The organism is Mycobacterium sp. P4_H6 (assembly GCF_056400845.1).
Genome location: NZ_JBFUKN010000050.1, coordinates 1 through 23,596 on the forward strand (window position 1 = coordinate 1; position 23,596 = coordinate 23,596).

Below are 23,596 nucleotides of genomic sequence, written 5' to 3' on the forward strand. Positions count from 1 at the left end.
TGGTCGCGCTGATCCACGAGCGCCGCTACGCCGACCGGGTCGCCAACGTGCTGCCCGAGACGCCGAACGTGAAGACCGTCCTGGTCGTCGAGGACGGATCCGACGACGACTACCAGCGGTACGGCGGCGTCGAGTTCGAGGCCGCCCTCGCCCAGGGCTCGCCGGAGCGCGATTTCGGCCCGCGCAGCGAGGACGACATCTACCTGCTCTACACCGGCGGCACCACCGGTTTCCCCAAGGGTGTGATGTGGCGCCACGAGGACATCTACCGGGTGTTGTTCGGCGGCACCGACTTCGCCACCGGGGAGCCCATCGCCGACGAATACGACCTGTCCAAGCAGGCCGCTGCCAACGCGCCGATGATCCGGCTGCCCATCCCCCCGATGATCCACGGCGCCACCCAGTCGGCCACCTGGATGGCCCTTTTCTCCGGTCAGACCGTGGTGCTGACACCGGAATTCGACGCCGATCAGGTGTGGCGTCTGATCCACGACCACAAGGTCAATCTGCTCTTCTTCACCGGCGACGCGATGGCGCGCCCGCTGCTCGACGCCCTGCTGGCACACCAGGACGAGGGCGCCCCAGGATCAGAACCTTATGACCTGTCATCGCTCTTCCTGTTGGCCAGCACCGCGGCGCTGTTCTCCACCAGCCTCAAGGAGAAGTTCCTCGAGCTGCTGCCCAACCGGGTCATCACCGACTCGATCGGTTCCTCGGAAACCGGATTCGGCGGCACCAGCATCGTGGCCAAGGGGCAGTCGCACACCGGCGGTCCGCGGGTCACCATCGACAAGAACACCAAGGTTCTCGACGAGGACGGTAACGAGGTCGTACCCGGTTCGGGTGTGCGCGGCATCATCGCCAAATGCGGTCACATCCCGGTCGGCTACTTCAAGGACGAGAAGAAGACCGCCGAGACGTTCCGGACGTACAACGGTGTGCGGTATGCGATTCCGGGTGATTACGCAGAGGTCGAAGCCGACGGCAGCGTGACGATGCTGGGCCGCGGCTCGGTGTCGATCAACAGCGGCGGCGAGAAGATCTACCCCGAAGAGGTCGAGGCGGCGCTCAAGGGACATCCCGATGTGTTCGACGCACTCGTCGTCGGCGTGCCCGACGAACGCTTCGGCCAGCACGTCGCCGCCGTGGTGCAGCCTCGCGAGGGCACCCGTCCGACGCTGTCCGATCTGGACGCTCACGTCCGTACCGAGATCGCGGGATACAAGGTGCCGCGCAGCCTTTGGCTGGTCGACGAGGTGAAGCGCTCGCCCGCGGGCAAGCCGGATTACCGGTGGGCCAAGGACACCACCGAGGAACGACCCGCCGACGATATTCACGCCAAGCACGCAGGAGCCGCATCATGAGAACTGAACTGTGTGAACGGTTCGGGATCGAATACCCGATCTTCGTCTTCACCCCGTCGGAGAAGGTGGCCGCCGCGGTCAGCAAGGCCGGCGGGCTCGGCGTGCTGGGCTGCGTGCGGTTCAACGATGCCGACGACCTGGAGAACGTCCTGCAGTGGATGGACGCCAACACCGACGGCAAGCCCTACGGCGTCGACATCGTGATGCCCGCCAAGATCCCCACCGAGGGCACCAGCGTCGACATCAACAAGCTGATCCCGGAGACGCACCGCGATTTCGTGGCCAAGACGCTCGCCGATCTCGGGGTGCCGCCGCTGCCCGAGGACGAGGAGAAGTCCGAGGGTGTGCTGGGCTGGCTGCACTCGGTGGCGCGCAGCCACGTCGATGTGGCACTCAAGCATCCGATCAAACTGATCGCCAATGCACTCGGCTCGCCGCCCAAGGATGTCATCGACCAGGCCCACGCCGCGGGTGTGCCGGTGGCCGCGCTGGCCGGCAGCGCCAAACACGCGCTGCGCCATGCCGAGAACGGTGTCGACATCGTCGTCGCCCAGGGCCATGAGGCCGGTGGGCACACCGGTGAGATCGGATCGGTGGTCCTGTGGCCCGAGATCGTCGACGCACTCGACGGTAAGGCCCCGGTGCTCGCAGCCGGCGGTATCGGGACTGGACGCCAGGTCGCCGCGGCGCTGGCCCTCGGTGCGCAAGGCGTCTGGATGGGCTCGGCCTTCCTGACCTCTGCCGAGTACGACCTCGGTGTGCGGCAGGCCTCCGGGGTGTCGACCATCCAGCAGGCCATGCTCGACGCCACCTCCAGTGACACCGTGCGCCGCAAGATCTACACCGGCAAGCCGGCCCGGCTGCTCAAGAGTCGCTGGACCGACGCGTGGGATGCCGAGAACGCACCCGACCCGCTGCCCATGCCGCTGCAGAACATCCTCGTCAGCGAGGCCCATCAGCGGATGAACGAGTCCTCGGATCCGACCGCCGTCGCGATGCCGGTCGGTCAGATCGTGGGCCGGATGAACGAGATCCGCCCCGTCGCCGACATCATCGGCGAACTGGTCAGCGGTTTCGAGGAAGCCACCAAGCGTCTCGACGGCATCGCCGGAAGTTAGACGCCGGTGGCCCCGTCCAGGGCCTCCCGGATCAGGTCGGCGTGCCCGCAGTGGCGGGCGTACTCACCGATCATGTGCGTGTAGATCCAGCGCAGCGTGACCGCACCACCCATGAACGGGCTGGTGTCGTCGAGCGGCCGGTCGGCGCAGGCGGTTCGCGACCGGTCGACCTCGTCCTGCCATGTGCGGTAGACACTTTCGAAGGACACGTCGGCCGGTGCGAACCCGCCGTCGTGACCCTCGACCGATCGGGGCCCGTACAGGGTGGGCACATCCTCGCCGAGCAGCACCCGGCGGAACCAGTTCCGCTCGACCTCGGTCTCGTGCTGCAACAGACCCTGCAGCGTGAGCGTCGACGGCGGCACCGGCGCGGTGCGCAGTTGCGCGTCGGTCAGGCCGGCGCACTTGCCCGCGAGGGTGGCCCGGTAGAAATCCAGCCAGCTCGCAAGGTTTGTGCGTTCGTCCCCGTCGAGCGGCGGCATCGGCCGCTCGGTGCTCACCGCCCGGGCAGCTTCTGCACCAGCTGGATCATCGGGGTCAGTGCCTTCTGCCACAGCGTCTGCGGGATCCCCAGCGGCGCATCGAGATTGATCACCCGCGCGGTGGACACCGTCTGCGATTCGGTGTACTTCAGGATGCCGTCCGCGCCGTGCCTGCGGCCGATACCGGAGGCCTTCATGCCGCCCATCGGGGCTGCGGTGCTGCCGAACGCCAGGGCGTAACCCTCGTCGACGTTGACGGTGCCGGCCTGCAGCCGCGCGGCGATCGCCTCGCCCTCGGCCTTGCTGGCCGCCCACACGCTGGCGTTGAGTCCGTACTCGGTGTCGTTGGCCCGCTCGATGGCCTCCTCGACGTCGGCCACCGGGTAGATCGACACCAGCGGACCGAAGGTCTCGTTGCGCCCGCACTCCATCTCATCGGTGACATCGGTGAGCACCGTCGGCTCGTAGAACAGCGGTCCGAGGTCGGGCCGGGCGTTGCCACCGGCAATTACCTTGGCGCCCTTGACCTTCGCATCGTCGACATGATTGGTCATGGTCTTGACCTGGTCCTCGGACATCAGGCTGCCCATGTCGGCGGTGAAGTCGTAGGCAGTGGAGAGCCGCATGTTGCGCACCCGCTCACCGAACTTGGCGGTGAATTCGTCGGCGATCTCGCGCTCGACGTAGATGCGTTCGATGGAGATGCACAGCTGCCCGGCGTTGGAGAAGCAGGCCCGGGTGGCGGCCTTGGCGGCCACATCGAGATTGGCGCCCTTGGTGACGATCATCGGGTTCTTGCCGCCCAGTTCGGCGGAGAACCCGATCAGCCGGCGCCCGCACTGCTCGGCCAGGGCGCGGCCGGTGGCCGTGGATCCGGTGAACATCAGGTAGTCGCAGTGCTCCACGATGGCGGTGCCGACGACCGATCCCGGCCCGGGGACCACGGCGAACACTTCGGGTGGAACGCCTGCGGCATAGAGCAATTCGGCGTTGGCCAGGGTGCAGTAGGGGGTCTGGCTGTCGGGTTTGACGACCACCGCGTTGCCGGCAAGCAGTGCCGGGATGGAATCCGAGATGGACAGCGCCATCGGGTAGTTCCACGGTGCGATGACACCGATGACGCCCTTGGGCCAGTGATTGACCACGGTCTTGACCAGGCCGGGCAACAGGCCCTGAACCCGCTTCGGGGACAACAGCCGGTTCGCCTCACGCGCGTAGTACCGCGCGTTGAGCATCATGTCGAGGATCTCTTCTTGCGCGGCCGCCCGTGCCTTACCGGTCTCGGCCTGCGCCACATCCATCAGGAAGTCGCGGTGCTCGATCACCAGGCTGCGGAATCGTTCGATGATGGCGGCGCGCTCGCGGGCCGGGCGGGCGGCCCAGGCGACCTGTGCCGCGCGGGCCTTCGCGAAGGCGGCAGCGACATCCTCGGTGGTGCCGACCGGGATGGTGGTCAATTCCCTGCCGGTGAACACCTCATAGATCTGGCGGGACGGTCGGGTGTCGATGTCCTCGATGGCGCACAACGCCCGGAGGCGGGCGAAGTCGGCGGCGGACGGAGCGGGCATGGCAACTCTCCTACTGGTGAGTAACTTGCTGGTGTCGCCCAACATACCTGGTACCGGCGGTTCCGACCAAGGCCGATGCGGTTGAATCTGGGGCATGACCGGACGGCCACGGGACGCCTCGATCGACGAGCGCGTGCTGGCCGTGACACGGGAACTGCTGGTCGAGGTCGGTTGGGACGAACTGAGCGTGCGGTTGGTGGCCACCCGCGCCGGGGTCGGGCGTTCCAGTCTGAACCGGCGCTGGTCCTCCAAGGCAGAACTGGTCCTGCACGCCATCCTCGGCGAGACCCCCGACATGTCCCCGTTCACCGGCACGGACCTCACCGGGTGGATCGACTGGGTGGTGCGCGGCAGTCACCTGTTGTTCGGCCGCCCCGACGTCAAGGAGGCGGTCCCCGGACTCCTGCTGGCGCTGCGGGAGAACGACGAGATGCGCACGGCGCTGTGGGCCGGGTTCAGTGGCCCGGCGATCGAGCTGTTCGCCGCGCAGGGGTACGGCGCCGAAGTGGATGCCCGGGCGGCACTGGCCATGGCGGCGGGCGCAGCGTTGTTCGTCACCACCGTCGCCGCCGACGACGATGCGCCGATGCTGCAGGACCGGCTGGTGCAGCTGCTGTGCACCGCATTGGGCGCATCACCGCCCGAATGACGCGATGATCGCCCGCCGTGGTGACCGCCAGCCGGTCAGCCCCAACTCGGTGAGCGTGCGCGCATCATCGGTCGGGGTCGCCGCCGTCAGCAGCAGCGCCGCCTCGTGGCTGAGGCCGTCCCCGAGCGGCACCACCCGGCCGAACGCATCGGCTACCCATCCGATGCCCCGAAAGATCCTCGGCGACAGCGGTACTCGCCGGATGGGGTGGCCAGATCCCTGCTCCAGCGCGTCGACCATCGCGTCGAACGTCAGCATCAGGCCGCCGCACACGTACCGCCTGGGCCCGCACCCGGCGTGCATCAGCGTGGCGTGCACGTCGGCGACATCGCGGACGTCGACCATCTGCATGCCGCCCGGCATGCGCGGCGCGACACCGGCGCGCACCATCGGGCCCCAGCCGCGTTCGGTCACCCCGGCGGCGGTCCAGAAGGCCGGACCCACGACGCTGGACGGGTAGGTGACGACCACCGGCGCACCCCGCTCCTGCAGCCGCCGCGCGGCCCGGTCGGCGTACGCCTTGGTCTGGGCGTACGGGCTGCGTCCCGGCGCCGGGGGAGTGTCGGCCGTGATCACGCCATCCGGCGCCGGGAAGAGCGCGCTGTAACTGCTCACCGAGACGATCGGATCCAAGCCCGCCTCGGCGGCCCGGGTGAGCACCGCTTCGGTCGCATGGGCGTTGATCTCCCACATCAGTGCCTCGCGGCGGCGGTCGGTGCCGACCACCCCGGCGGCGTGGATGACGGCATCGCAACCGTTCAGCAGACGGGTGACGGTGTCGGCCGAGCGGATGTCGCCGTCGAGGACGTCCACCTCGCCGAGCGCGGCGAGCCGGGGGATCACCGCGTCGCCGGCGCAGCCCGGCGCGACCAGTAGTCGGATCTGGTGCCCGGCCTCCAGCAGTGCGCGCACGGTGTGAGCGCCCAGATAGCCGGTGCCCCCGGTGACCGCGATGCGCATGCGAACCTCCTGCTATATTTCGATGCCAATGGTATCGAAAGCATTCACGCCGGGGACGCTGGGCCCCCTGACGCTGAAAAACAGGTTCATCAAGGCGGCCACGTTCGAGGGCGTGATGGGCGGAGGGCGGGTCGGTGACGCGCTGATCGACTTCCACGCCGAGGTCGCGCGCGGTGGCGCGGCGATGACCACCGTCGCCTATCTGGCGATCTCACCAGGCGGTCGGGTGCACCGCGACACCGTCGTGCTCGGCGCGGATGCCGTGCCCGGACTGCGGCGCCTGACCGAGGTGGTGCACGCCGAAGGTGCCCTGGCATGTGCCCAGATCGGGCACGCCGGACTGGTCGCCAACACGCTGTCCAACCGCACCCCGTCGCTGGCGCCGAGCAGCCGGTTCAGCGCTCCGGCGATGGGCCGGGTCAGGGCGGCCACCACCACTCAGCTCGCCGCCGTGGTGGACCGGTTCGGTGCCGCGGCCCGCCATGCGGTCGAGGCCGGGTTCGATGCCATCGAGATCCACATGGGCCACGGCTATCTCATCAGTTCGTTCTTCAGCCCGAACCTCAATCGCCGCAGTGACGAATTCGGCGGTGACACCACCCGGCGTGCCGAGCTGGCCCGGCGGGTGGCCGAACGGGTTCGCGCCACGGTGGGTGAATCCGTCGCCGTGACAGCCAAATTCAACATGGACGATGGTGTGCCCGGCGGCTTCTGGCTCACCGACAGCCTCGCGACGGCACACCTCCTGCAGTCCGACGGTCACCTTGACGCGCTGCAACTCACCGGGGGCAGTTCACTTCTCAACCCGATGTACTACTTCCGCGGTCCGGTCCCGATGGCGGAGTTCATCGCCTCGCAGCCGACGCCGGTCGGACTGGGGTTGCGCGTCATCGGCAGGAGGCTCTTTCGTGAATACCCCTTCGAGGAGGCGTTCTTCCTGCCGACAGCCCGCCAGTTCCGCGAGACGCTGGACATGCCGCTGATCCTGCTGGGCGGTATCAACGAGCTGGACACCGTGCGCGGCGCACTGGCCGAGGGTTTCGAATTCGTGGCGATGGCCCGTGCGTTGCTGCGGGATCCTGCTCTGGTCAACCGGTTCCGCGACGAGACGGCGACGGCGGGATTGTGCGTGCACTGCATGAAATGCATGCCGACGGTGTACAGCGGCACCCGCTGTGTCATCCGTACACCGGCCTGATGCCCGGACGAGCGATGCCGGCGCCCGCGGTGAAGCTGCGGTGCGCCGGCATCGTGACAACTGCGGATCGAGCCATTCCTGCATATCTAGACGCTCGACCAAGCGCGCTTGGTGGGAGGTCTGGCGGATAGGACAACTGTGTGCGAGATGACGATTCTCCGCGGCACTATACGGTTGGCCGTCGTTGGCGTTATGCTCGCGCCACCGTTCGCAGATTTCGGTGGGGGAGCCTTGTCAGCAGCACAGCCTGGGTGGTACCCGAGTTCAGTCGACCCGTCGCTAGAGCGGTACTGGGATGGGTCGCGATGGACTACGCACGCTAGGCGTCACGGCGTCGGGAGTTCAAGCCCCAGGCCACCGTATCAAGCCCTAAGCCCTCAACCAGCGCGCTCTAGCAGTGAGGTGCCGAAACTTGCGGGCTACGGCCCGGTACCAGTGCCCGGTGGCTATCAGCCACCGACGGCAGCCGGTCATCATGGGGCAAACAGGCCGAACTCGCCGCAGAGGCCGGGTCGGATCCTCGCCGTAGTGCTCGGTCTTCTGGTACTCGCCGTCGTGGTGTTTGGAGTAGTCAGGCTCATTGTTAGCGAATCGCCGGACCCGGCCACTGCCGATAGCGGTTCGGGAAGTGCTTTCGACGACCAAATGGACACGGCTGACGTTGAATCCATTGCCGGGGTGCGGGACGACTGGATCGAATCAGTCTGTAAGACAGGCACATTTGTAGATGGGCACGGCGGACTGCCTGGAAGTTCCGGCGGCGCACTCTGCCAAGCCCGAGTTGGTCGCGGCGATTACATAACGATGAGCCAGTTCGACTCCGACTACAAGATGCGAAATGCACTCGCCATGGCGCAGATTGACTATTACGTCTCTGGTATCGAACCGAGTGGCGAGTTCGTCTGCTTTAGCGTGCTCCCGGGCAGTTCATCAAGACCGCTCGAGCCGCTGATCCAATTCGGCTTTACCATCAATCGAGCCGCTAGCGGATAGTTCGAGTCTGGTGTTTCGTTCCGCTTGCTAGGGGCTGATTCGGGTCTCGGAGTCGATTATGTCGGTCGCAGCAACGACAATGTCCATCTGGGACTCGACGCCGTCGGCGTTGAGTTGCAGCACGTACAGTCCATCGCGACCTGGTATCACCACAGTCTTCTGCGCAACGATCTTCGTTTGCCCATCGCTCACCCATGTACCGCCGAGTTGGTAGGCCGAGAATCCACTCAGCGTGCTCGCCATGCCGTCATTTGATCCCGTATACCCCGGAAGGTTCTTTAGTTCGCCGCCGGCCACCTCGATGATCGTCTGCGGGTCGACGTTGCCAGTCAGCTTTGACACCAGCGCGACGATGCTCGGGGTGTATTCGGYGGATTCCGGACCTGCGTAAATGATTGCGCCGTAGGCCCATTCGGGGGTGTCTGCACCAGCGTCCTTCCAGCCGTCAGGGAAGGGAAGATCGATTGTCGGCGCACCCGGGTCGCCGCGCTTCACCGGCTGCTCCCGGATCCCATTCTCTTGGATATAGCTAGCGATGGTTGGGAATGAACCGGGTGTATGTCGTTGCGAGTTAGAAGGGCTAGGAGCCGGCGTGGTGGTCCGATTTGTCGTCGGTTTCGGCTGAGTTGTCGTGGGGCGTAGGGAAGACGTCGTCGTGGGTGACGAGACTGGAGTGTTGGGCGAAGAGCCATTCGCAACTAGAGCCGCCATGGCGGCCATGATGGCGACGAGCCCTACTGCGCCAGCGACTATCCAGGTTGTTTTAATGGGACGCCGAGGGTGGCTGCCGGACTGAATGGTTGGGTATGCAGGCGCCTGGTGAGTGTTCGAAATCGGTTGATCTTGCGCGAATACAGCATGCTGGGTAGGTGTGGCGGAAATGGCGGCGGCCTGAGTAAGCGCAGCCCGGGCCGAATCTGCGAACTGCAGCGCAGATTGATAGCGGTGACTTGGGTCTTTGGCCATGCCTTTGCTTATGACAGCGTCTAGAGAGCTTGGTATTCCTAGCCCGGCACGCGACGGCAAGGGCGGTGGCGTCATAAGGTGCGCCGCAATCTGTTGCTGCACACTCTCGCCCGGAAATGGACGCGAACCAGTCAAGCATTCATACAGAACGCAAGTAAGGGCGTATATGTCCGCTCGCGCGTCGGCGTGACCGCTCTCGAACCGCTCCGGCGCCATGTAGTGCCAAGTGCCGATTGTGCTTCCGGTACTTGTCAACCCGGCCTGACCGCTGGCATGCGCGATGCCAAAGTCGATCAGGTACGCAAAGTCGAACTTGCCGACGAGAATATTTGACGGCTTGATGTCACGGTGCGTAAGGCCGATGCTGTGCGCCGCCTCCAGAGCCATCGCTATTTGCGCGACAATATTGACTGAGCGACCGGGTTCGATCGGGCCGGATGATATTAGGGACTGCAGATCTTGCCCCTCGATGAGACGCATGTCCACGAATAGCTGGCCGTCGATTTCGCCGTAGTCGTGGATGGGCACAATATGAGGTTCGTTAAGGGATGCTACTGCATGTGCCTCGCGCCGAAAGCGCTTCTGGAATACCTCGTCATGAGCCCAGTGTCCAAGCAAGACCTTGATCGCGACAGTGCGATCAGTTGCGGTGTCACGGGCACGCCAGACTTCGCCCATTCCCCCTCTCCCGAGGAGTTTCTCGAGGCGATATCGCCCGAATTCTGTGCCCTCCACCGCGCCCCTCCTCGCCGGGTCAATTTACCTGGCTGTTAGTAGGTAAACAGACGAATGCCGCCTCGATCAAACTCGAGATCGCGGCGGCATTCTCAAAAATCAAAAACCTAGGGGGCAATCGCAGTTTCGGAGTCGATGACAGTCGTTGCTGCACTCACGATATCGACCTGGTCCTCGGTGCCGTCCGCGTTGAGCTGCAGTACGTAGAGTCCGTCGCTTCCCTGGACCACGACTGTTTTCTGCCCTACCAGCTTTGTCAGGCCCTCTTGCACCCACGTGCCAGCGAGTTGGAACGCCGGATACTCGCCCAGGGTTGTCACCTCGCCCTCACCACCGTCGAATTCGGGCAGGTTCTGCAACTCGCCGCCGGCCAGATCGATGATTCGCTGCGGGTCGACGTTGCCAGTCAGCTTGGACACGATCGCCACGATGCTGGGCGTATACTCCGCGGCCTCGGGCCCTGCGTATATGACTGCGCCATAAGCCCATTCTGGGGTGTCGGCACCAGCATCCTCCCACCCTTCAGGGACAGGAATGTCAAATGTAGGCGCACCTGGGTCGCCGCGGCGGACCGGCGTCTCCTGGATGCCGTTGGCCTCGATGTAGCTGGCGATCGTCTCGTTCGGTCCGGTGGAGTCCGTGAGTTCGTCGCGCGGTGCCACCTTGGGCTTCGTTGTCTTCGGCGCGGATTCGCTCGTCGACGCCTTCGAGGATTCCGCGGAGGCACTGGTCTTGGCGGACCCCTCGGTGGTCTTGGTGTCCGAGCCGCAGCCGGACAGGATCAAGCCCAATGTGGTGGCTATTGCCGCAACACCGGCAATTGCAGATGTCTTCATCATGAACCCCTTGTTGTGAAAGTCTTATTCATGGCAAACACTTGCCATGCTCATTCCGTTCGGAAGCGTAGCCCAGATATCGCTGCTACATGCTAGGTAGAAGTACTCAAAAATTGCGCCCGGATATGTCTCGACCGTGACAGCAAATTCTCTTACGATGTTCTGCCCGGGCCGAGCGTGTAGTCACCGGACTCCGGGTGCCGGTACCAGCCGCCGGCGGCGTGCGTCCCGCCGTCGACATGAATGGTCTGGCCGGTCACGTAACTGGACAGATCTGAGGCCAGGAACACCGCCGCGCCGGCCATTTCGTCGACGTGACCACCGCGGCCCATCGGGACCATCCGCCCAGCGTCCTGTAGGCGTTGCGGGCCCGACATCGCCGCCAGCCCCTCGGTCAGGGTGAAATCCGGTGCCAGACCGTTGACCCGGATGCCGTGCTCGGCGAGTTCGAGTGCGGCGGTCCTGGTGTAGTTGATGACACCGGCCTTCGCCGCGGCATACGCCGCGTAACCGGGTGCGGCGCGGACACCTTCGATCGATGTCACGTTGATGATGCTGCCGCCGTGCGCGGCCTCGACCATCACCCGGGCCACCCGCTGTGTACACAGGAAGACCTGCCGGAGGTTGGCGCGGTACAAGGCATCCCAGCCGTTCTCGGAGGTGTCCAGCAGGGGTGAGCCGAAGGTTCCGCCGGCATTGTTGACCAGAATGTGCGGAGGGCCGAGGTGCTCGACGGTGCGGGCCAGCGCCGCATCCACGGCCGCGGACTCCCGGACATCGGTCACCAGCGCGAGCCCGCCGATCTCGGTCGCCGCCGCGACGCAGGTGGCCTCGTCGCGTTCCCAGATCGCCACGCGGGCGCCGAAAGCGACCAGACCGGCAGCGATGCCACGGCCGATGCCGGCCCCGCCGCCGGTGACGACCGCGACCCGTCCCTGCAGGGATACTGCGGACGGGTCGAGGGCCATCAGCGGACTTTAACCGGGTACACCGGATCGGCGCAGTCTGTTCCCTGCGCGGACAGCACCCGCTTGAGCACCTTGAAGGTCGCGGTGCGGGGCAGCGCGGTGGCGACCCGGACGAACGACGGCCACTGCTTCGGCCCGAGATCCGGTTGCTCGTCCAGGAACGCGCGGAACGACTCCACGTCGAAGGTGGCAGCGTTGCCGAGGACCACCGCGGCCATCACCCGGTCGCCGACGGCCGGGTCCGGGATCGGGTACACGGCCGCCTCGGCGATATCGATATGGCGCAACAGGATCCGCTCGATGGGTGCGGTGCCCAGGTTCTCGCCGTCCACCCGCATCCAATCGCCGAGCCGCCCGGCGAAGTAGATGTAGCCGGCTTCGTCGCGGTAGGCGAGGTCGCCGGTGTGATAGACACCGCCGGCCATCCGGTCGGACTCGGCGTCGGGGGAGTTGTAGTAGCCGCGGAACCAGCCCGCGCCGGTCGGGTTGACCAGCTCGCCGACCACACCTGGTGCGCACGGCTGCCCGGTCTCGACATCGACGATCGCCACCTCGTCGGTCAGCGGTCCCAGCGAGCCGTCCGGGGTGTCGGGGGTGCGGGCGATCGCCACACCGCCTTCGGTGGAGCCGAATCCATCGACCACCCGCACGCCGAAACGGGCGGCGAACCGGGGCAGGTCACGCGGCGCACCCTCGTTGCCGTACAGGAATTTCAGCGGATTGTCGGCGTCGTCGGGACGCTCGGGTGTGGCCAGGATGTAGGACAGCGGTTTGCCGACGTAGTTGGCGTAGGTGGCGCGGTAGCGGCGAGCGTCGGGGATGAACTGTGACGCGGAGAATTTGCGGCGCAGCGCAATCGAGGCGCCTGCGGCGACCCCCACCGACCAGCCGGCCATGATCGCGTTGGAGTGGAACAGCGGCATGGACAGATAGCAGGTGTCCTCGGGACCCAGCCCGAACCGCTCGGCCAACATCGCTCCGGGGAAGGCGACCTTGTCATGGGTCACCCGCACGGCCTTGGGTTCACCGCTGGTGCCGGAGGTGAAGATCAGCATGAACAGGTCATCGCCGGACAGGTCGGCGAACGTCACCGGAGCGCCGGCGTAGGAGGCGAGTTCGGCTTTCCACGAGGCGGATCCGACGTCGATGTGATCGACTCCGGGCGGCACCACGCTCGGGTCGTCGGTGAGGACCAACTGGCAATCGGCCCTGGCGATATCGGAGGCCAGGGCCGCGCCGCGACGGGTCGGGTTCAGCCCCACCGGGACCAGGCCACGCAGCCCGGCCGCCACCAACAGCGTGGAGAAGAACGTGGTGTTGCCGAGCAGCGCGCCGATGTGCGGGGGCCGGGACGGATCCAGCCGCGCGCCGAGAGCCGCGGCCAGCTGCGCGCCGGACGCGATGTGTTCCTGCCAGCTGCTGAACGAATCTCCCTCGTACACACCACGGTCGGTGACATCGACAAGTGGTCTCAGCAGTTCGGTGACGGTGGGTCCGCCGTGTTCTGCCACCGGCTACACGGGTGCGTCGGCCAGCTCACGGCCGATCCGCAGCAACTGGCCGGTCGCCCCACCGATCGCGAACTCGGTCTGCTTGGCGGCCAGGAAGTAGCGGTGGATCGGGTGATCCGTATCGATACCGACACCGCCGTGTACATGCACCGCGGTGTGGGCGACGCGATGTCCGGCGTCGGCCGCCCAGAACGCGGCACTGGCCACGTCGATAGCGGCGGGTAGGTCCTCGGACAGCCGCCACGCGGCTTGGGTGAGCGTCGACCGCAGCGCCTTGACGTCGATATAGCCGTCGGCAAGTCGCGCCGAGACGGCCTGGAAGCTGCCGATCGGCCGATCGAACTGCTCCCGCTCGCGGGCGTACACCGCGGTGAGTTCCAGGGCGCGTTCGAGCACACCGAGCTGGAATGCGGTGCGGCCCAGCGCCGCCTGCACGGTGAGCCACTCCAGCACCTCGGCATCGCCGACGACGCGTTCGGCGCCGACGGTCGTGCCGGAGAGTTCCAGGTGCCCGACGGCACCGTGACCGGTGGTGTCCAGCGTGCTCAGCGTGACGCCGGGGTCATCGGTGCTCACCAGGAAGACCAAGGTGGCGGAGTCGGTCTCGGCGGGCACCAGGAAGGCGTCGGCCACCGGACCGTAGGCCACCTGGGTGCGCGAACCGGTCAGCCGGAACCCTGATCCGTCCGCCTGCGCCTGGACCGGGCCCTGGCCCATCTCGCCGTCCACGGCGACCGTGAGGATCTTGGTGCCGTTGACGGCCGGCACTGCCCAATCCTGCTGCAGCGCCTGCGATCCGAACTTCTCCAGCGCACCGGCGGCGAGCACCGCCGATTCCAGGTAGGGCACCGCGGCCAGCTGCCGGCCCAGGGCGGTCAGCACGGCCGCCTGCTCCAGCACACCGAAACCGCCGCCGCCCAGGGATTCCGGGGCCGCGGTGGACAGGATGTCGGCCTCTATCAGCTTGGCCCACAGGTCGCGGTCGAAACGCTGGTCGAGTCCGTCGAGCACCCGCTGGTGCTCGGGGGTGACCACCGATTCGGTGATGGTGCGCACCAGTCCGCCGAGATCGACGGAGGCTTCGGTAGGGGTGAAGTCCATGTCTGTTCCTTACCGGTTCACTCGGGGCAGGCCGAGTGCGACCATGCCGATGATGTCGCGCTGGATCTCGTTGGTGCCGCCGCCGAAGGTCAGGATCAGGCAGGAGCGGTGCATCCGCTCGACCCGCCCGCGCAGCAGCGCGCCGGGTGATCCGGTCCGCAGCGTCGCCGAGGTGCCGAGCACCTCCATCAGCAGGCGGTAGGCCTCGGTCGCGAGTTCGGTGCCGAACACCTTGGCCGCGGACGCATCGGCCGGAGACGGCGAATTGTCGTCGGAGGCGGACGCGAGCTCCCAGTTGATGAGCTTGAGCACCTCGGCCTTGGCGTGCACCCGGGCGAGGTTGAGCTGGACCCACTCGGAGTCGATCAGCCGCTTGCCGTGCACGTCCTTGGTGTTCTGTGCCCATTCGCGAACGCCGTTGAGGGCGACGAAGATCGGCTGCGCCGAGACCAGCGCGACGCGCTCGTGGTTGAGCTGGTTGGTGACCAGTTTCCAGCCCGCGTTCTCCTCGCCGACCAGGGCGCTGGTCGGCACCCGGACGTCCTGGTAGTAGGTGGCGCTGGTGTCCACACCGGACATGGTGTGCACCGGTGTCCAGGAAAAGCCCTCGGCGGTGGTCGGCACGATCAGCATCGAGATACCGCGGTGCTTCTTGGCTTCCGGGTTGGTGCGCACCGCCAGCCACACGTAGTCGGCGTAGGCGATCAGGCTGGTCCACATCTTCTGACCGTTGATGACGTACTCGTCACCACTGCGGACGGCGGTGGTACGCAGGGATGCGAGGTCGGTGCCGGCGCCGGGCTCGGAGTAGCCGATGGAGAAATGCAGTTTGCCTGCCGCGATCTTGGGCAGGAAGAACTGCTTCTGCTCCTCGGTGCCGAAATGCATGATGGTCGGCGCGACGGAGTTGATGGTCAGGAACGGGACCGGCACATTGGCGATCGAGGCCTCGTCGTTGAAGATCAGGCCGTCCATCGGCGGACGGGCCTGGCCGCCGTACTCCTTGGGCCAGGACAGCGTCAGCCATCCGTCCTTGCCCATCTGCTCGACGGTTTCGCGGTAGACGTTGCCGCGGCCCATCTCGCCATCGCTGGCGCCCAGCGCTTCGGCCCGCTCCGGAGTCATCAGTTTCTGGAAGTAGGACCGCAGTTCGCGGCGCAACTCCTCCTGCTCGGCGGTATAACCGATCCGCATGGGGACGTCCTCACTGTTCGGGGTTCGTTGCCGGTGCACCGGCGGGCACATGGTGGTACCCGTCCATCTGTCTCGTTGTAACACGTTCTAGTCTTGCGGTCCAGGGCGGTATTGTCRGACAGCACAGGGGCAGCCCGCCCTGACCCGGAGTGCGAGGAGGTTGTCATGCACGTAGAAGTCGATCGGGACCGCTGCGAAGGCAATGCGGTGTGTCTCGGTATCGCCCCCGACCTGTTTGATCTCGATGACGATGACTACGCGGTGGTCAAGGCCGACCCGGTACCCGCCGACCAGGAGGACCTGGCCGAGCAGTCCGTCGCAGAGTGCCCACGGGCAGCCCTGATCCGCAAAGACTGAAGAAACTAGAGGTATTCGTACTGTGGCTCCAGACACCGCAACGAGCGATAACGCGATCGATCTGTCCGGGAAGGTCGCCGTCGTCACCGGCGCGGCCGCAGGCCTGGGTCGTGCCGAGGCGATCGGGCTGGCCCGCGCCGGCGCGACCGTCGTGGTCAACGACATGGCCGGGGCACTCGACAAGTCCGATGTGCTCGCCGAGATCGAGGCGGCCGGGTCCAAGGGCGTGGCGGTGGCCGGCGATATCAGCGCCCGCAGCACCGCGGACGAACTCGTCGAGACCGCGGACCGGCTGGGTGGCCTGGGCATCGTGGTCAACAACGCCGGGATCACCCGGGACCGCATGCTGTTCAACATGTCCGACGAGGACTGGGATGCGGTGATCGCCGTGCATCTGCGCGGTCACTTCCTGCTGACCCGCAATGCCGCGACGTACTGGAAGGCCAAGGCCAAGGAATCCGCCGACGGTCAGGTGTACGGCCGGATCATCAACACGTCGTCGGAGGCCGGTATCGCCGGTCCGGTCGGGCAGGCCAACTACGGCGCGGCCAAGGCCGGTATCACCGCACTGACACTCTCGGCGGCCCGTGGCCTGAGCCGGTACGGCGTGCGAGCCAATGCGATCGCGCCGCGCGCACGCACCGCGATGACCGCCGACGTGTTCGGTGACGCGCCCGATCTTGCCGACGGTCAGGTCGACGCGCTGTCACCGGAACACGTCGTGACGCTGGTGAGCTACCTGGCCTCGCCGTCCTCGGACCGCGTCAACGGTCAGCTGTTCATCGTGTACGGCCCGACGGTGACCCTGGTCGCCGCGCCGGTGGCCGCGCAGCGTTTCGATGCCGGCGGGGACGCCTGGGATCCGGCGGCGCTGAGCGCGACGCTGGGCGAGTTCTTTGCTGAGAGGGATCCGGAAATAGGATTCTCCGCTACTGCGCTAATGGGTTCTTGAGTCCGGAGAACCGTATATTCGCCCGTTCTGGGGTCGATAGAACACGTTCTAGAATGACCTCGATCACACCGTCTGTGACCAGCAGAAACGGGAGTTTTCCACGAAGATTGCGGTTCTTTGACACTGTGAACGTGTTCTAGTTACTATGAGCCCGCTCACTAAGCGCACCGTGCACATCAGGGGTGGAAAGACCGCCAGAGCGAACAAATTCCGGCTATTGTCGGGTACTTCGCCAGTGTGGGATTCCAACCCCGTTCGAGAATGGAGTCGAGGTTGATCGAACAGCTTGCGGCTCCGGCGCGGGCCGTGGGTGGGTTCGTCGAAATGACCATCGACACCTTCGTCAAGATGTGGCGCCGGCCGTTCCAGTTCCGCGAATTTCTCGACCAGACGTGGATGATCGCGCGGGTGTCGTTGGTGCCGACGCTCCTGGTGTCCATCCCGTTCACGGTCCTGGTTGCCTTCACCCTCAACATCCTTCTGCGCGAGATCGGCGCCGCCGATCTGTCCGGAGCAGGCACTGCCTTCGGCACCATCACCCAGCTGGGTCCGGTGGTGACCGTGCTGGTGGTCGCCGGCGCCGGCGCCACCGCGATCTGCGCGGATCTCGGCGCCCGCACCATCCGCGAAGAGATCGACGCCATGCGGGTGCTGGGCATCGATCCGATCCAGCGACTCGTGGTGCCCCGCGTGCTCGCCTCGACCGTCGTGGCGGTGCTGCTCAACGGCCTGGTGTGCGCCATCGGCCTGTCCGGCGGCTACGTGTTCTCGGTCTTCCTGCAGGGCGTGAACCCCGGCGCGTTCATCAACGGGCTGACCATCCTCACCGGCCTCGGCGAGCTGGTGCTCGCCATGTTCAAGGCCCTGCTGTTCGGCCTGCTGGCCGGCCTGGTCGGCTGCTACCGCGGGCTGACCGTGCAGGGCGGGCCCAAGGGTGTGGGCATCGCGGTGAACGAGACCGTGGTCTACGCCTTCATCTGCCTGTTCGTGGTCAACGTCATCCTGACCGCCGTCGGCGTCCGAGTGCTGGAGCGGTGAGGCGCTCATGAGCTACGACGCGACGGTGCGGCTGCGCCGGTTCTTCCGGGGCGTCCCGCGAGCCGTGGACAACATCGGTGAGCAGGCGCTGTTCTACGGCGAGTCGATGCGCTACATCCCCAACGCGCTCACCCGCTACCGCAAGGAAACCATCCGGCTGGTCGCCGAGATGACCATGGGCGCAGGCGCACTGGTCATGATCGGCGGAACGGTCGGTGTCGCGGCGTTCCTCACGCTGGCCTCCGGCGGTGTCATCGCGGTGCAGGGCTACTCCTCGCTGGGCAACATCGGCATCGAGGCGCTGACCGGCTTCCTCTCGGCCTTCCTCAACGTGCGCATCGTGGCCCCGGTGATCGCCGGGATCGCGCTGGCGGCCACCATCGGCGCCGGTACGACAGCACAGCTGGGCGCCATGCGGGTGGCCGAAGAGATCGATGCCGTGGAAGCCATGGCGGTGCACGCGGTTTCGTATCTGGTGTCGACGCGGATCATCGCCGGACTGATCGCCATCGTCCCGCTGTACTCGCTGTCGGTGCTCGCGGCCTTCTTCGCGGCCCGCTTCACCACCGTCTTCATCAACGGCCAGAGCGCAGGTCTGTACGACCATTACTTCAACACCTTCCTGATACCGAGCGACCTGCTGTGGTCCTTCCTGCAGGCCATCGTCATGTCGATCGCGGTCATGCTGGTGCACACCTACTACGGCTACAACGCCTCCGGCGGACCCGTCGGCGTGGGCATCGCGGTCGGCCAGGCCGTGCGCACCTCGCTGATCGTCGTCGTCACCATCACCCTGTTCATCTCACTCGCCGTGTACGGCGCGTCCGGCAACTTCAATCTCTCCGGGTAGGCCACGGATGTCCGACGGAACCGCCAAACGCAGCCATGTCCGGATCGCCGCCGCGATCCTGGCCGCGCTGATCGCCCTCGCCGTGCTGTTCACCTACCTGTTCTTCACCGCGGCATTCACCCCGACCGACACCGTCACGGTGACCTCGGAGCGGGCCGGCCTGGTGATGGAGCGGGACGCCAAGGTCAAATACCGGGGTATCCAGATCGGCAAGGTCAGCGAGATCGCCTACGCCGGGAATCAGGCGAAGCTGACGCTGTCCATCGACCGCAGCCAGATGCGCTTCATCCCGTCCAACGCCGTCGTGAAGATCGCCGGCACCACGGTTTTCGGTGCGAAGTCGGTGGAGTTCCTGCCACCGGAGGATCCCCGCGACACCCCCTTGCGGCCGGGCACCAGCATCGCGGCCGCCGATGTGCAGCTCGAGGTCAACACGCTGTTCCAGACCCTCACCGATGTGCTGCACAAGGTGGACCCAATCAACCTGAACGCCACGGTGACCGCGTTGGGCGAGGGCCTGCGTGGCAACGGAGACGATGCGGGTGCCGCGATGGCCGGGCTGAACAGCTATCTGGCCCAGCTCAATCCGAAGCTGCCCACAGTGGCCGAGGACTTCCGTAAGACCGCCGTGGTGGCCGATATCTACGGTGACGCCGGACCGGACCTGGCGACCATCCTGGACAACGCGCCCCGGCTGGCCCAGACCATCGTCGACGAACAGGACAACCTCAACGCCGCGCTGCTCGCGGCCACCGGTTTCGCCGAGAACGGCACCGCCACACTGGAACCGGCCGCCGACGACTACATCGCCGCGATCCAGCGGATGCGCGCGGTCCTCAAGGTGGCCGGCGACTACTCGCCGGTGATCGGTTGCACGCTGCAGGGCACGTCAAAGGCGCTGGACACCTTCGCCCCCGTCATCGGCGGCATCCGGCCCGGCCTGTTCGTCGCATCCAACTTCCTGCCCGGCGCGCCGTCCTACACCTACCCCGAGAGCCTGCCCGTGGTGAATGCCTCGGGCGGACCGAACTGCCGCGGACTTCCCGACGTCCCGGGTAAGCAGCTCGGCGGATCCTGGTATCACACACCGTTCCTGGTGACCGACAACGCCTACGTGCCCTACCAACCGAACACCGAACTGCAGTTCAATGCGCCCTCGACACTGCAGTTCCTGTTCAACGGCGCGTTCGCGGAACGGGACGATTTCTGATGATCAGGTTGCGCCGCGATGAGCGCCTACGCGAAGAGCCTCGTGTCACAAAGAACAGTGAAATCTGATGAACCAACGTAGGACCCTGATCAACGTCATCGTGTTCACGCTCGCGATGGTGCTGGTGGCCGCCGGTCTGGTCGTGGTGTTCGGGCAGTTCCGATTCGCCTCGAGCAACCAGTTCTCGGCCACCTTCTCCGAAGCCTCCCGGCTGAAGTCCGGTCAGGACGTCCGCATCGCGGGCGTGCCGGTCGGTTCGGTCGGCTCGGTCACGCTGAACCCCGACAACACCGTCAACGTCGCATTCGACGTGGACAAGCGCTATCAGCTCTACACCTCCACCCGGTTGGTGGTGCGCTACGAGAACCTGGTCGGCGACCGCTACATGGAGATCACCTCCGGCCCGGGAGAGCTGAAGAAGCTGCCGGCCGGCGCCACCATCTCGAAGGACAACACCCAGCCCGCACTGGATCTCGACGCGCTGCTGGGTGGGTTGAAGCCGGTGCTCAAGGGTCTGGACGGGGCCAAGGTCAACGAGATCAGCAACGCGGTCATCGAACTGCTGCAGGGCCAGGGCGGCGCGATCCAGAGCCTGCTGTCCAACACCAGCTCGTTCAGCCAGCGTCTCGCCGACCGGGATCAGCTGATCGGCGACGTCATCACCAACCTGAACACCGTGCTGGGCACCGTCGATGAGAAGGGCGCCCAGTTCAACGCCAGCGTCGACGAACTGCAGAAGCTCATCACCGGGCTGGCCGAGAACCGTGACCCCATCGCCGGGGCCATCGCGCCGCTGGCATCGGCGGAAAACGATCTGACCGAGATGCTGGAGGCCTCACGCCGCCCCCTGCAGGGCGTCATCGAGAACGCGCGCCCGCTGCTGCAGCGGATGGACGAGCGCAAGGCCGATATCAACAAGGTGATCGAGCCGCTGGCGGAGAACTACATGCGGCTGAACTCGCTGGGTGCCTACGGCGCGTTCTTCAACATCTACTACTGCTCCATCCGGCTGAAGATCAACGGCCCGGCCGGTAGCGACATCCTGATCCCGTTCGGTGGCCCGCCGGACCCGTCGAAGGGGAGGTGCTCGGAGAATGGCTAGCCCAGACCGCAGCAACCCGCTGCGCACCGGGATTCTCGGCATCTTCGTGGTGGCGTGCCTGGTGCTGGTGTCCTTCGGGTACACCGGCCTGCCGTGGTACCCGCAGGGCCGCGGATATGAGGCCTATTTCTCCGACGCCGGTGGCATCTCACCGGGTAACGACGTCGCGGTGTCCGGTATCAAGGTCGGCAAGGTGACCTCTGTGTCGCTGGCTCGCGATCAGGCCAAGGTGGGCTTCACCGTCGACCGGAACATCAAGGTGGGCAACCAGACTCTGGTGGCCATCAAGACCGACACCGTGCTGGGCCAGAAGTCGCTCTCGGTGACACCAGGAGGCAGCGGCGACTCGACCGTCATCCCGGTCGGCCGCACCACCACCCCGTACACCCTGAACACCGCACTGCAGGACCTCGGCGGCAACGTCAGCGCGCTCGACAAGCCGAAGTTCGAGCAGGCGCTGCAGACCCTGACCGACACGCTGCGCGACGCGACCCCGCAGCTGCGCGGCGCGCTCGACGGCGTCGCGAACCTGAGCCGCAGCCTGAACAAGCGCGATCAGGCGCTCGAAGAATTGCTGCTGCACGCCAAGAACGTCTCCGACACCCTGGCCCAGCGGGCCGGTCAGGTGAACCAGCTCATCACCGATGGCAACCAGTTGTTCGCCGCCCTCGACGAGCGCAGGCAGGCACTGAGCACGCTGATCGCCGGTATCGACGATGTCTCGCACCAGCTTTCCGGTTTCGTCGCCGACAACAAGCGTGAGTTCCTGCCCGTGCTGCAGCGGCTGGATGCGGTGATGGCCAACCTGCTCGAGCGCAAGGAGCACATCGGCGAGGCGCTGAAGCGACTGCCGCCGTACGCCACCGCGCTCGCCGAGGTGGTCGGTAACGGACCCGGCTTCAACATCAACCTGTACGGCCTGCCCCCGGCGACCATCGCCGAAGTCCTGCTGGACGGCTACTTCCAGCCGGGCAAGCTTCCGGACAGCCTCGCCGACTACCTGCGCGGCATGATCTCCGAGCGCATGCTGGTGAGGCCCAAGACGCCATGACAGAAATCAGATCCGGAAAGAGCAAGTGGCTGCGCGGAACTCTCGCGGTGGCGCTTGCGGTCCTGCTGGCCGTCGGTGTCTACCTGGTGTGGCCGAGCCGCGGCGGACAGAAGGTCGTGGCCTACTTCCCGACCGCGGTCGGGCTGTACCCCGGCGACGATGTCCGCATCGTCGGTGTGCCCATCGGGCGGATCGATTCGATCCAGCCGCGCGCCCAGGACGTCAAGATCAACATGACGCTGGACGACGGTGTGCGGGTGCCTGCGAATGCGCAGGCCATCATCATCGCGCCGAACCTGGTGTCCGCCAGGTTCATCCAGCTGACGCCCGCCTACACCGAAGGTGACGTGCTGGCCGACGGCGCGGAGATCGGGCTGGACCGTACCGGTGTCCCGGTCGAGTGGGACGAGGTCAAGGAGCAGCTCACCGCGCTGAGCACCCAGCTCGGCCCGCAGGAGGGCGGCCTGCAGGGACCGCTCACCCAGGTCGTCAACCAGGCCGCCGACGCGTTCGACAACAACGGCGACTCGTTCCGCCAAGCTCTGCGCGAACTCTCGCAGACCGCGGGCCGCCTCGGGGATTCGCGGACCGACCTGTTCGGCACCATCCGCAATTTGCAGGTGCTCGTGAACGCGCTGGCCAACAGCAACGAGCAGATCGTGCAGTTCACCAACCACGTCGCGTCGGTGTCGCAGGTGCTCGCGGCCAGCACCCAGGATCTGGACGCCACCCTGGGCGCGCTCAATCAGGCGCTCGGCGATGTCCGCGGTCTGCTCAGCGAGTCCAACGCCTCGCTGATCCAGTCGGTGGGCAAGCTCAGTGAGTTCACCCAGATCCTCACCGACCACAGCGATGACATCGAACAGATCCTGCACGTGACGCCCAACGGTCTGGCCAACTTCTACAACATCTACAACCCGGCGCAGGGCACCGTCGGCGGCCTGCTGTCGCTGCCGAACTTCGCCAACCCGGTGCAGTTCATCTGCGGTGGCACCTTCGATGTCGGCGCCTCGCCGGACAACTACAAGCGCGCCGAGATCTGCCGCCAGCGCATGGCGCCGGTGCTCAAGCGGATCACCATGAACTACCCGCCGATCCTGCTGCACCCCATCGACAGCATCACCGCGTACAAGGGGCAGATCATCTACGACACCCCGGAGACCCAGGCGAAGGCCGAGACACCGGTGCCCTACCTGCAGTGGCAGCCCGCACCCGGGGTCACCCCGCCCATCGCACCTCCGGGCGGCAACCTCAGCCAACTGATCCTGCCGCCACCCGCGGTGCCCGGACAGATCTCACCGGCAGGCCCGGTACAGCCGGCCCCGCCGATGGGCGCGGGACCCCTGCCGGGGCCTGCCCCGGCGCCGGCCGGAGGGGCGGGCGGATGACCTCG

The 23,596-nt window shown here is 66.2% G+C and carries 22 protein-coding genes and 1 pseudogene; 14 read left to right on the forward strand and 9 right to left on the reverse strand.

Going from position 1 to position 23,596, the window contains the following annotated elements; genetic code table 11:
- A partial coding sequence (locus tag AC1DTF_RS19970; RefSeq protein WP_477475320.1) for an acyl-CoA synthetase occupies positions 1–1,364 on the forward strand: 1,364 nt, incomplete at its 5' end.
- Positions 1,361–2,482, forward strand: a complete 1,122-nt coding sequence (locus tag AC1DTF_RS19975; protein ID WP_057167829.1) for an NAD(P)H-dependent flavin oxidoreductase — start codon at positions 1,361–1,363, stop codon at positions 2,480–2,482. The genes AC1DTF_RS19970 and AC1DTF_RS19975, both read left to right, overlap by 4 nt.
- Here AC1DTF_RS19975 and AC1DTF_RS19980 read toward each other — a convergent pair.
- On the reverse strand, positions 2,479–2,964 hold the full coding sequence (locus tag AC1DTF_RS19980; protein ID WP_477475345.1) for a DinB family protein: 486 nt from the start codon (positions 2,962–2,964) through the stop codon (positions 2,479–2,481). The two genes, AC1DTF_RS19975 and AC1DTF_RS19980, sit on opposite strands and share 4 nt — an antisense overlap.
- Before the next feature lie 14 nt (positions 2,965–2,978).
- Positions 2,979–4,577, reverse strand: a complete 1,599-nt coding sequence (locus tag AC1DTF_RS19985; protein WP_477475321.1) for a succinic semialdehyde dehydrogenase — start codon at positions 4,575–4,577, stop codon at positions 2,979–2,981.
- A gap of 49 nt (positions 4,578–4,626) precedes the next feature.
- Between AC1DTF_RS19985 and AC1DTF_RS19990 the strand changes: the two genes are divergently transcribed.
- Positions 4,627–5,181, forward strand: coding sequence for a helix-turn-helix domain-containing protein (locus AC1DTF_RS19990; protein WP_057167827.1), 555 nt, complete (start codon positions 4,627–4,629; stop codon positions 5,179–5,181).
- Here the strand turns inward: AC1DTF_RS19990 and AC1DTF_RS19995 are convergent.
- A complete protein-coding gene (locus AC1DTF_RS19995; protein ID WP_477475322.1) occupies positions 5,167–6,141 on the reverse strand; it encodes an NAD-dependent epimerase/dehydratase family protein in 975 nt (324 codons plus the stop codon). The genes AC1DTF_RS19990 and AC1DTF_RS19995 overlap by 15 nt on opposite strands.
- A gap of 28 nt (positions 6,142–6,169) precedes the next feature.
- Here AC1DTF_RS19995 and AC1DTF_RS20000 point away from each other — a divergent pair, with 28 nt between their 5' ends.
- From AC1DTF_RS20000 to AC1DTF_RS20010, 3 genes and pseudogenes are all read left to right on the forward strand, one after another.
- Positions 6,170–7,339, forward strand: coding sequence for an NADH:flavin oxidoreductase (locus AC1DTF_RS20000; RefSeq protein WP_477475346.1), 1,170 nt, complete (start codon positions 6,170–6,172; stop codon positions 7,337–7,339).
- Between the two features lie 192 nt (positions 7,340–7,531).
- Positions 7,532–7,663: pseudogene (locus tag AC1DTF_RS20005) on the forward strand (DUF2510 domain-containing protein); the annotation flags it as partial.
- Positions 7,664–7,867: 204 nt separating this feature from the next.
- Entirely contained in the window at positions 7,868–8,332 is a 465-nt protein-coding gene (locus tag AC1DTF_RS20010; protein ID WP_477475347.1) for a hypothetical protein, read from the forward strand.
- Positions 8,333–8,359: 27 nt separating this feature from the next.
- On the opposite strand, the gene lpqN (AC1DTF_RS20015) is transcribed toward AC1DTF_RS20010, so the two are convergent.
- From lpqN (AC1DTF_RS20015) to AC1DTF_RS20040, 6 genes are all read right to left on the reverse strand, one after another.
- Positions 8,360–10,033, reverse strand: a complete 1,674-nt coding sequence (lpqN, locus tag AC1DTF_RS20015; RefSeq protein WP_477475323.1) for an envelope biogenesis lipoprotein LpqN — start codon at positions 10,031–10,033, stop codon at positions 8,360–8,362.
- A gap of 107 nt (positions 10,034–10,140) precedes the next feature.
- Complete coding sequence (lpqN, locus tag AC1DTF_RS20020; RefSeq protein WP_477475324.1) at positions 10,141–10,869, reverse strand: envelope biogenesis lipoprotein LpqN; 729 nt, start codon at positions 10,867–10,869, stop codon at positions 10,141–10,143.
- A gap of 152 nt (positions 10,870–11,021) precedes the next feature.
- The gene (locus AC1DTF_RS20025; protein ID WP_477475325.1) at positions 11,022–11,837 is read right to left on the reverse strand and encodes an SDR family NAD(P)-dependent oxidoreductase; all 816 of its coding nucleotides are present in this window, start codon (positions 11,835–11,837) and stop codon (positions 11,022–11,024) included.
- Complete coding sequence (gene fadD17 / locus AC1DTF_RS20030; RefSeq protein ID WP_477475326.1) at positions 11,837–13,348, reverse strand: long-chain-fatty-acid--CoA ligase FadD17; 1,512 nt, start codon at positions 13,346–13,348, stop codon at positions 11,837–11,839. The genes AC1DTF_RS20025 and fadD17 overlap by 1 nt, the downstream gene beginning before the upstream one ends.
- Positions 13,349–13,351: 3 nt before the next feature.
- Complete coding sequence (locus tag AC1DTF_RS20035; RefSeq protein WP_477475327.1) at positions 13,352–14,449, reverse strand: acyl-CoA dehydrogenase family protein; 1,098 nt, start codon at positions 14,447–14,449, stop codon at positions 13,352–13,354.
- A 9-nt stretch (positions 14,450–14,458) separates the two neighbouring features.
- Positions 14,459–15,643, reverse strand: a complete 1,185-nt coding sequence (locus AC1DTF_RS20040; RefSeq protein WP_477475328.1) for an acyl-CoA dehydrogenase — start codon at positions 15,641–15,643, stop codon at positions 14,459–14,461.
- 165 nt (positions 15,644–15,808) lie between these two features.
- On the opposite strand from AC1DTF_RS20040, the gene AC1DTF_RS20045 reads away from it, so the two are divergent.
- From AC1DTF_RS20045 to AC1DTF_RS20080, 8 genes are all read left to right on the forward strand, one after another.
- The gene (locus AC1DTF_RS20045) at positions 15,809–16,000 is read left to right on the forward strand and encodes a ferredoxin (RefSeq protein WP_057167820.1); all 192 of its coding nucleotides are present in this window, start codon (positions 15,809–15,811) and stop codon (positions 15,998–16,000) included.
- Positions 16,001–16,022: 22 nt separating this feature from the next.
- Positions 16,023–16,952 (forward strand): 3-oxoacyl-ACP reductase, encoded by a 930-nt coding sequence (locus AC1DTF_RS20050; RefSeq protein WP_235571205.1) that lies wholly within the window; start codon positions 16,023–16,025, stop codon positions 16,950–16,952.
- Positions 16,953–17,225: 273 nt separating this feature from the next.
- Entirely contained in the window at positions 17,226–17,990 is a 765-nt protein-coding gene (locus tag AC1DTF_RS20055) for an MlaE family ABC transporter permease (RefSeq protein WP_057167859.1), read from the forward strand.
- Positions 17,991–17,997: 7 nt separating this feature from the next.
- Entirely contained in the window at positions 17,998–18,840 is an 843-nt protein-coding gene (locus AC1DTF_RS20060; protein WP_057167818.1) for an MlaE family ABC transporter permease, read from the forward strand.
- A 7-nt stretch (positions 18,841–18,847) separates the two neighbouring features.
- Positions 18,848–20,050, forward strand: a complete 1,203-nt coding sequence (locus AC1DTF_RS20065; RefSeq protein WP_477475329.1) for an MCE family protein — start codon at positions 18,848–18,850, stop codon at positions 20,048–20,050.
- Positions 20,051–20,117: 67 nt separating this feature from the next.
- Complete coding sequence (locus AC1DTF_RS20070; protein ID WP_057167816.1) at positions 20,118–21,152, forward strand: MCE family protein; 1,035 nt, start codon at positions 20,118–20,120, stop codon at positions 21,150–21,152.
- Positions 21,145–22,203 (forward strand): MCE family protein, encoded by a 1,059-nt coding sequence (locus AC1DTF_RS20075; protein WP_057167815.1) that lies wholly within the window; start codon positions 21,145–21,147, stop codon positions 22,201–22,203. The genes AC1DTF_RS20070 and AC1DTF_RS20075 overlap by 8 nt, the downstream gene beginning before the upstream one ends.
- Positions 22,200–23,591, forward strand: coding sequence for an MCE family protein (locus tag AC1DTF_RS20080; protein ID WP_057167814.1), 1,392 nt, complete (start codon positions 22,200–22,202; stop codon positions 23,589–23,591). The genes AC1DTF_RS20075 and AC1DTF_RS20080 overlap by 4 nt, the downstream gene beginning before the upstream one ends.
- Positions 23,592–23,596 lie beyond the last annotated feature (5 nt).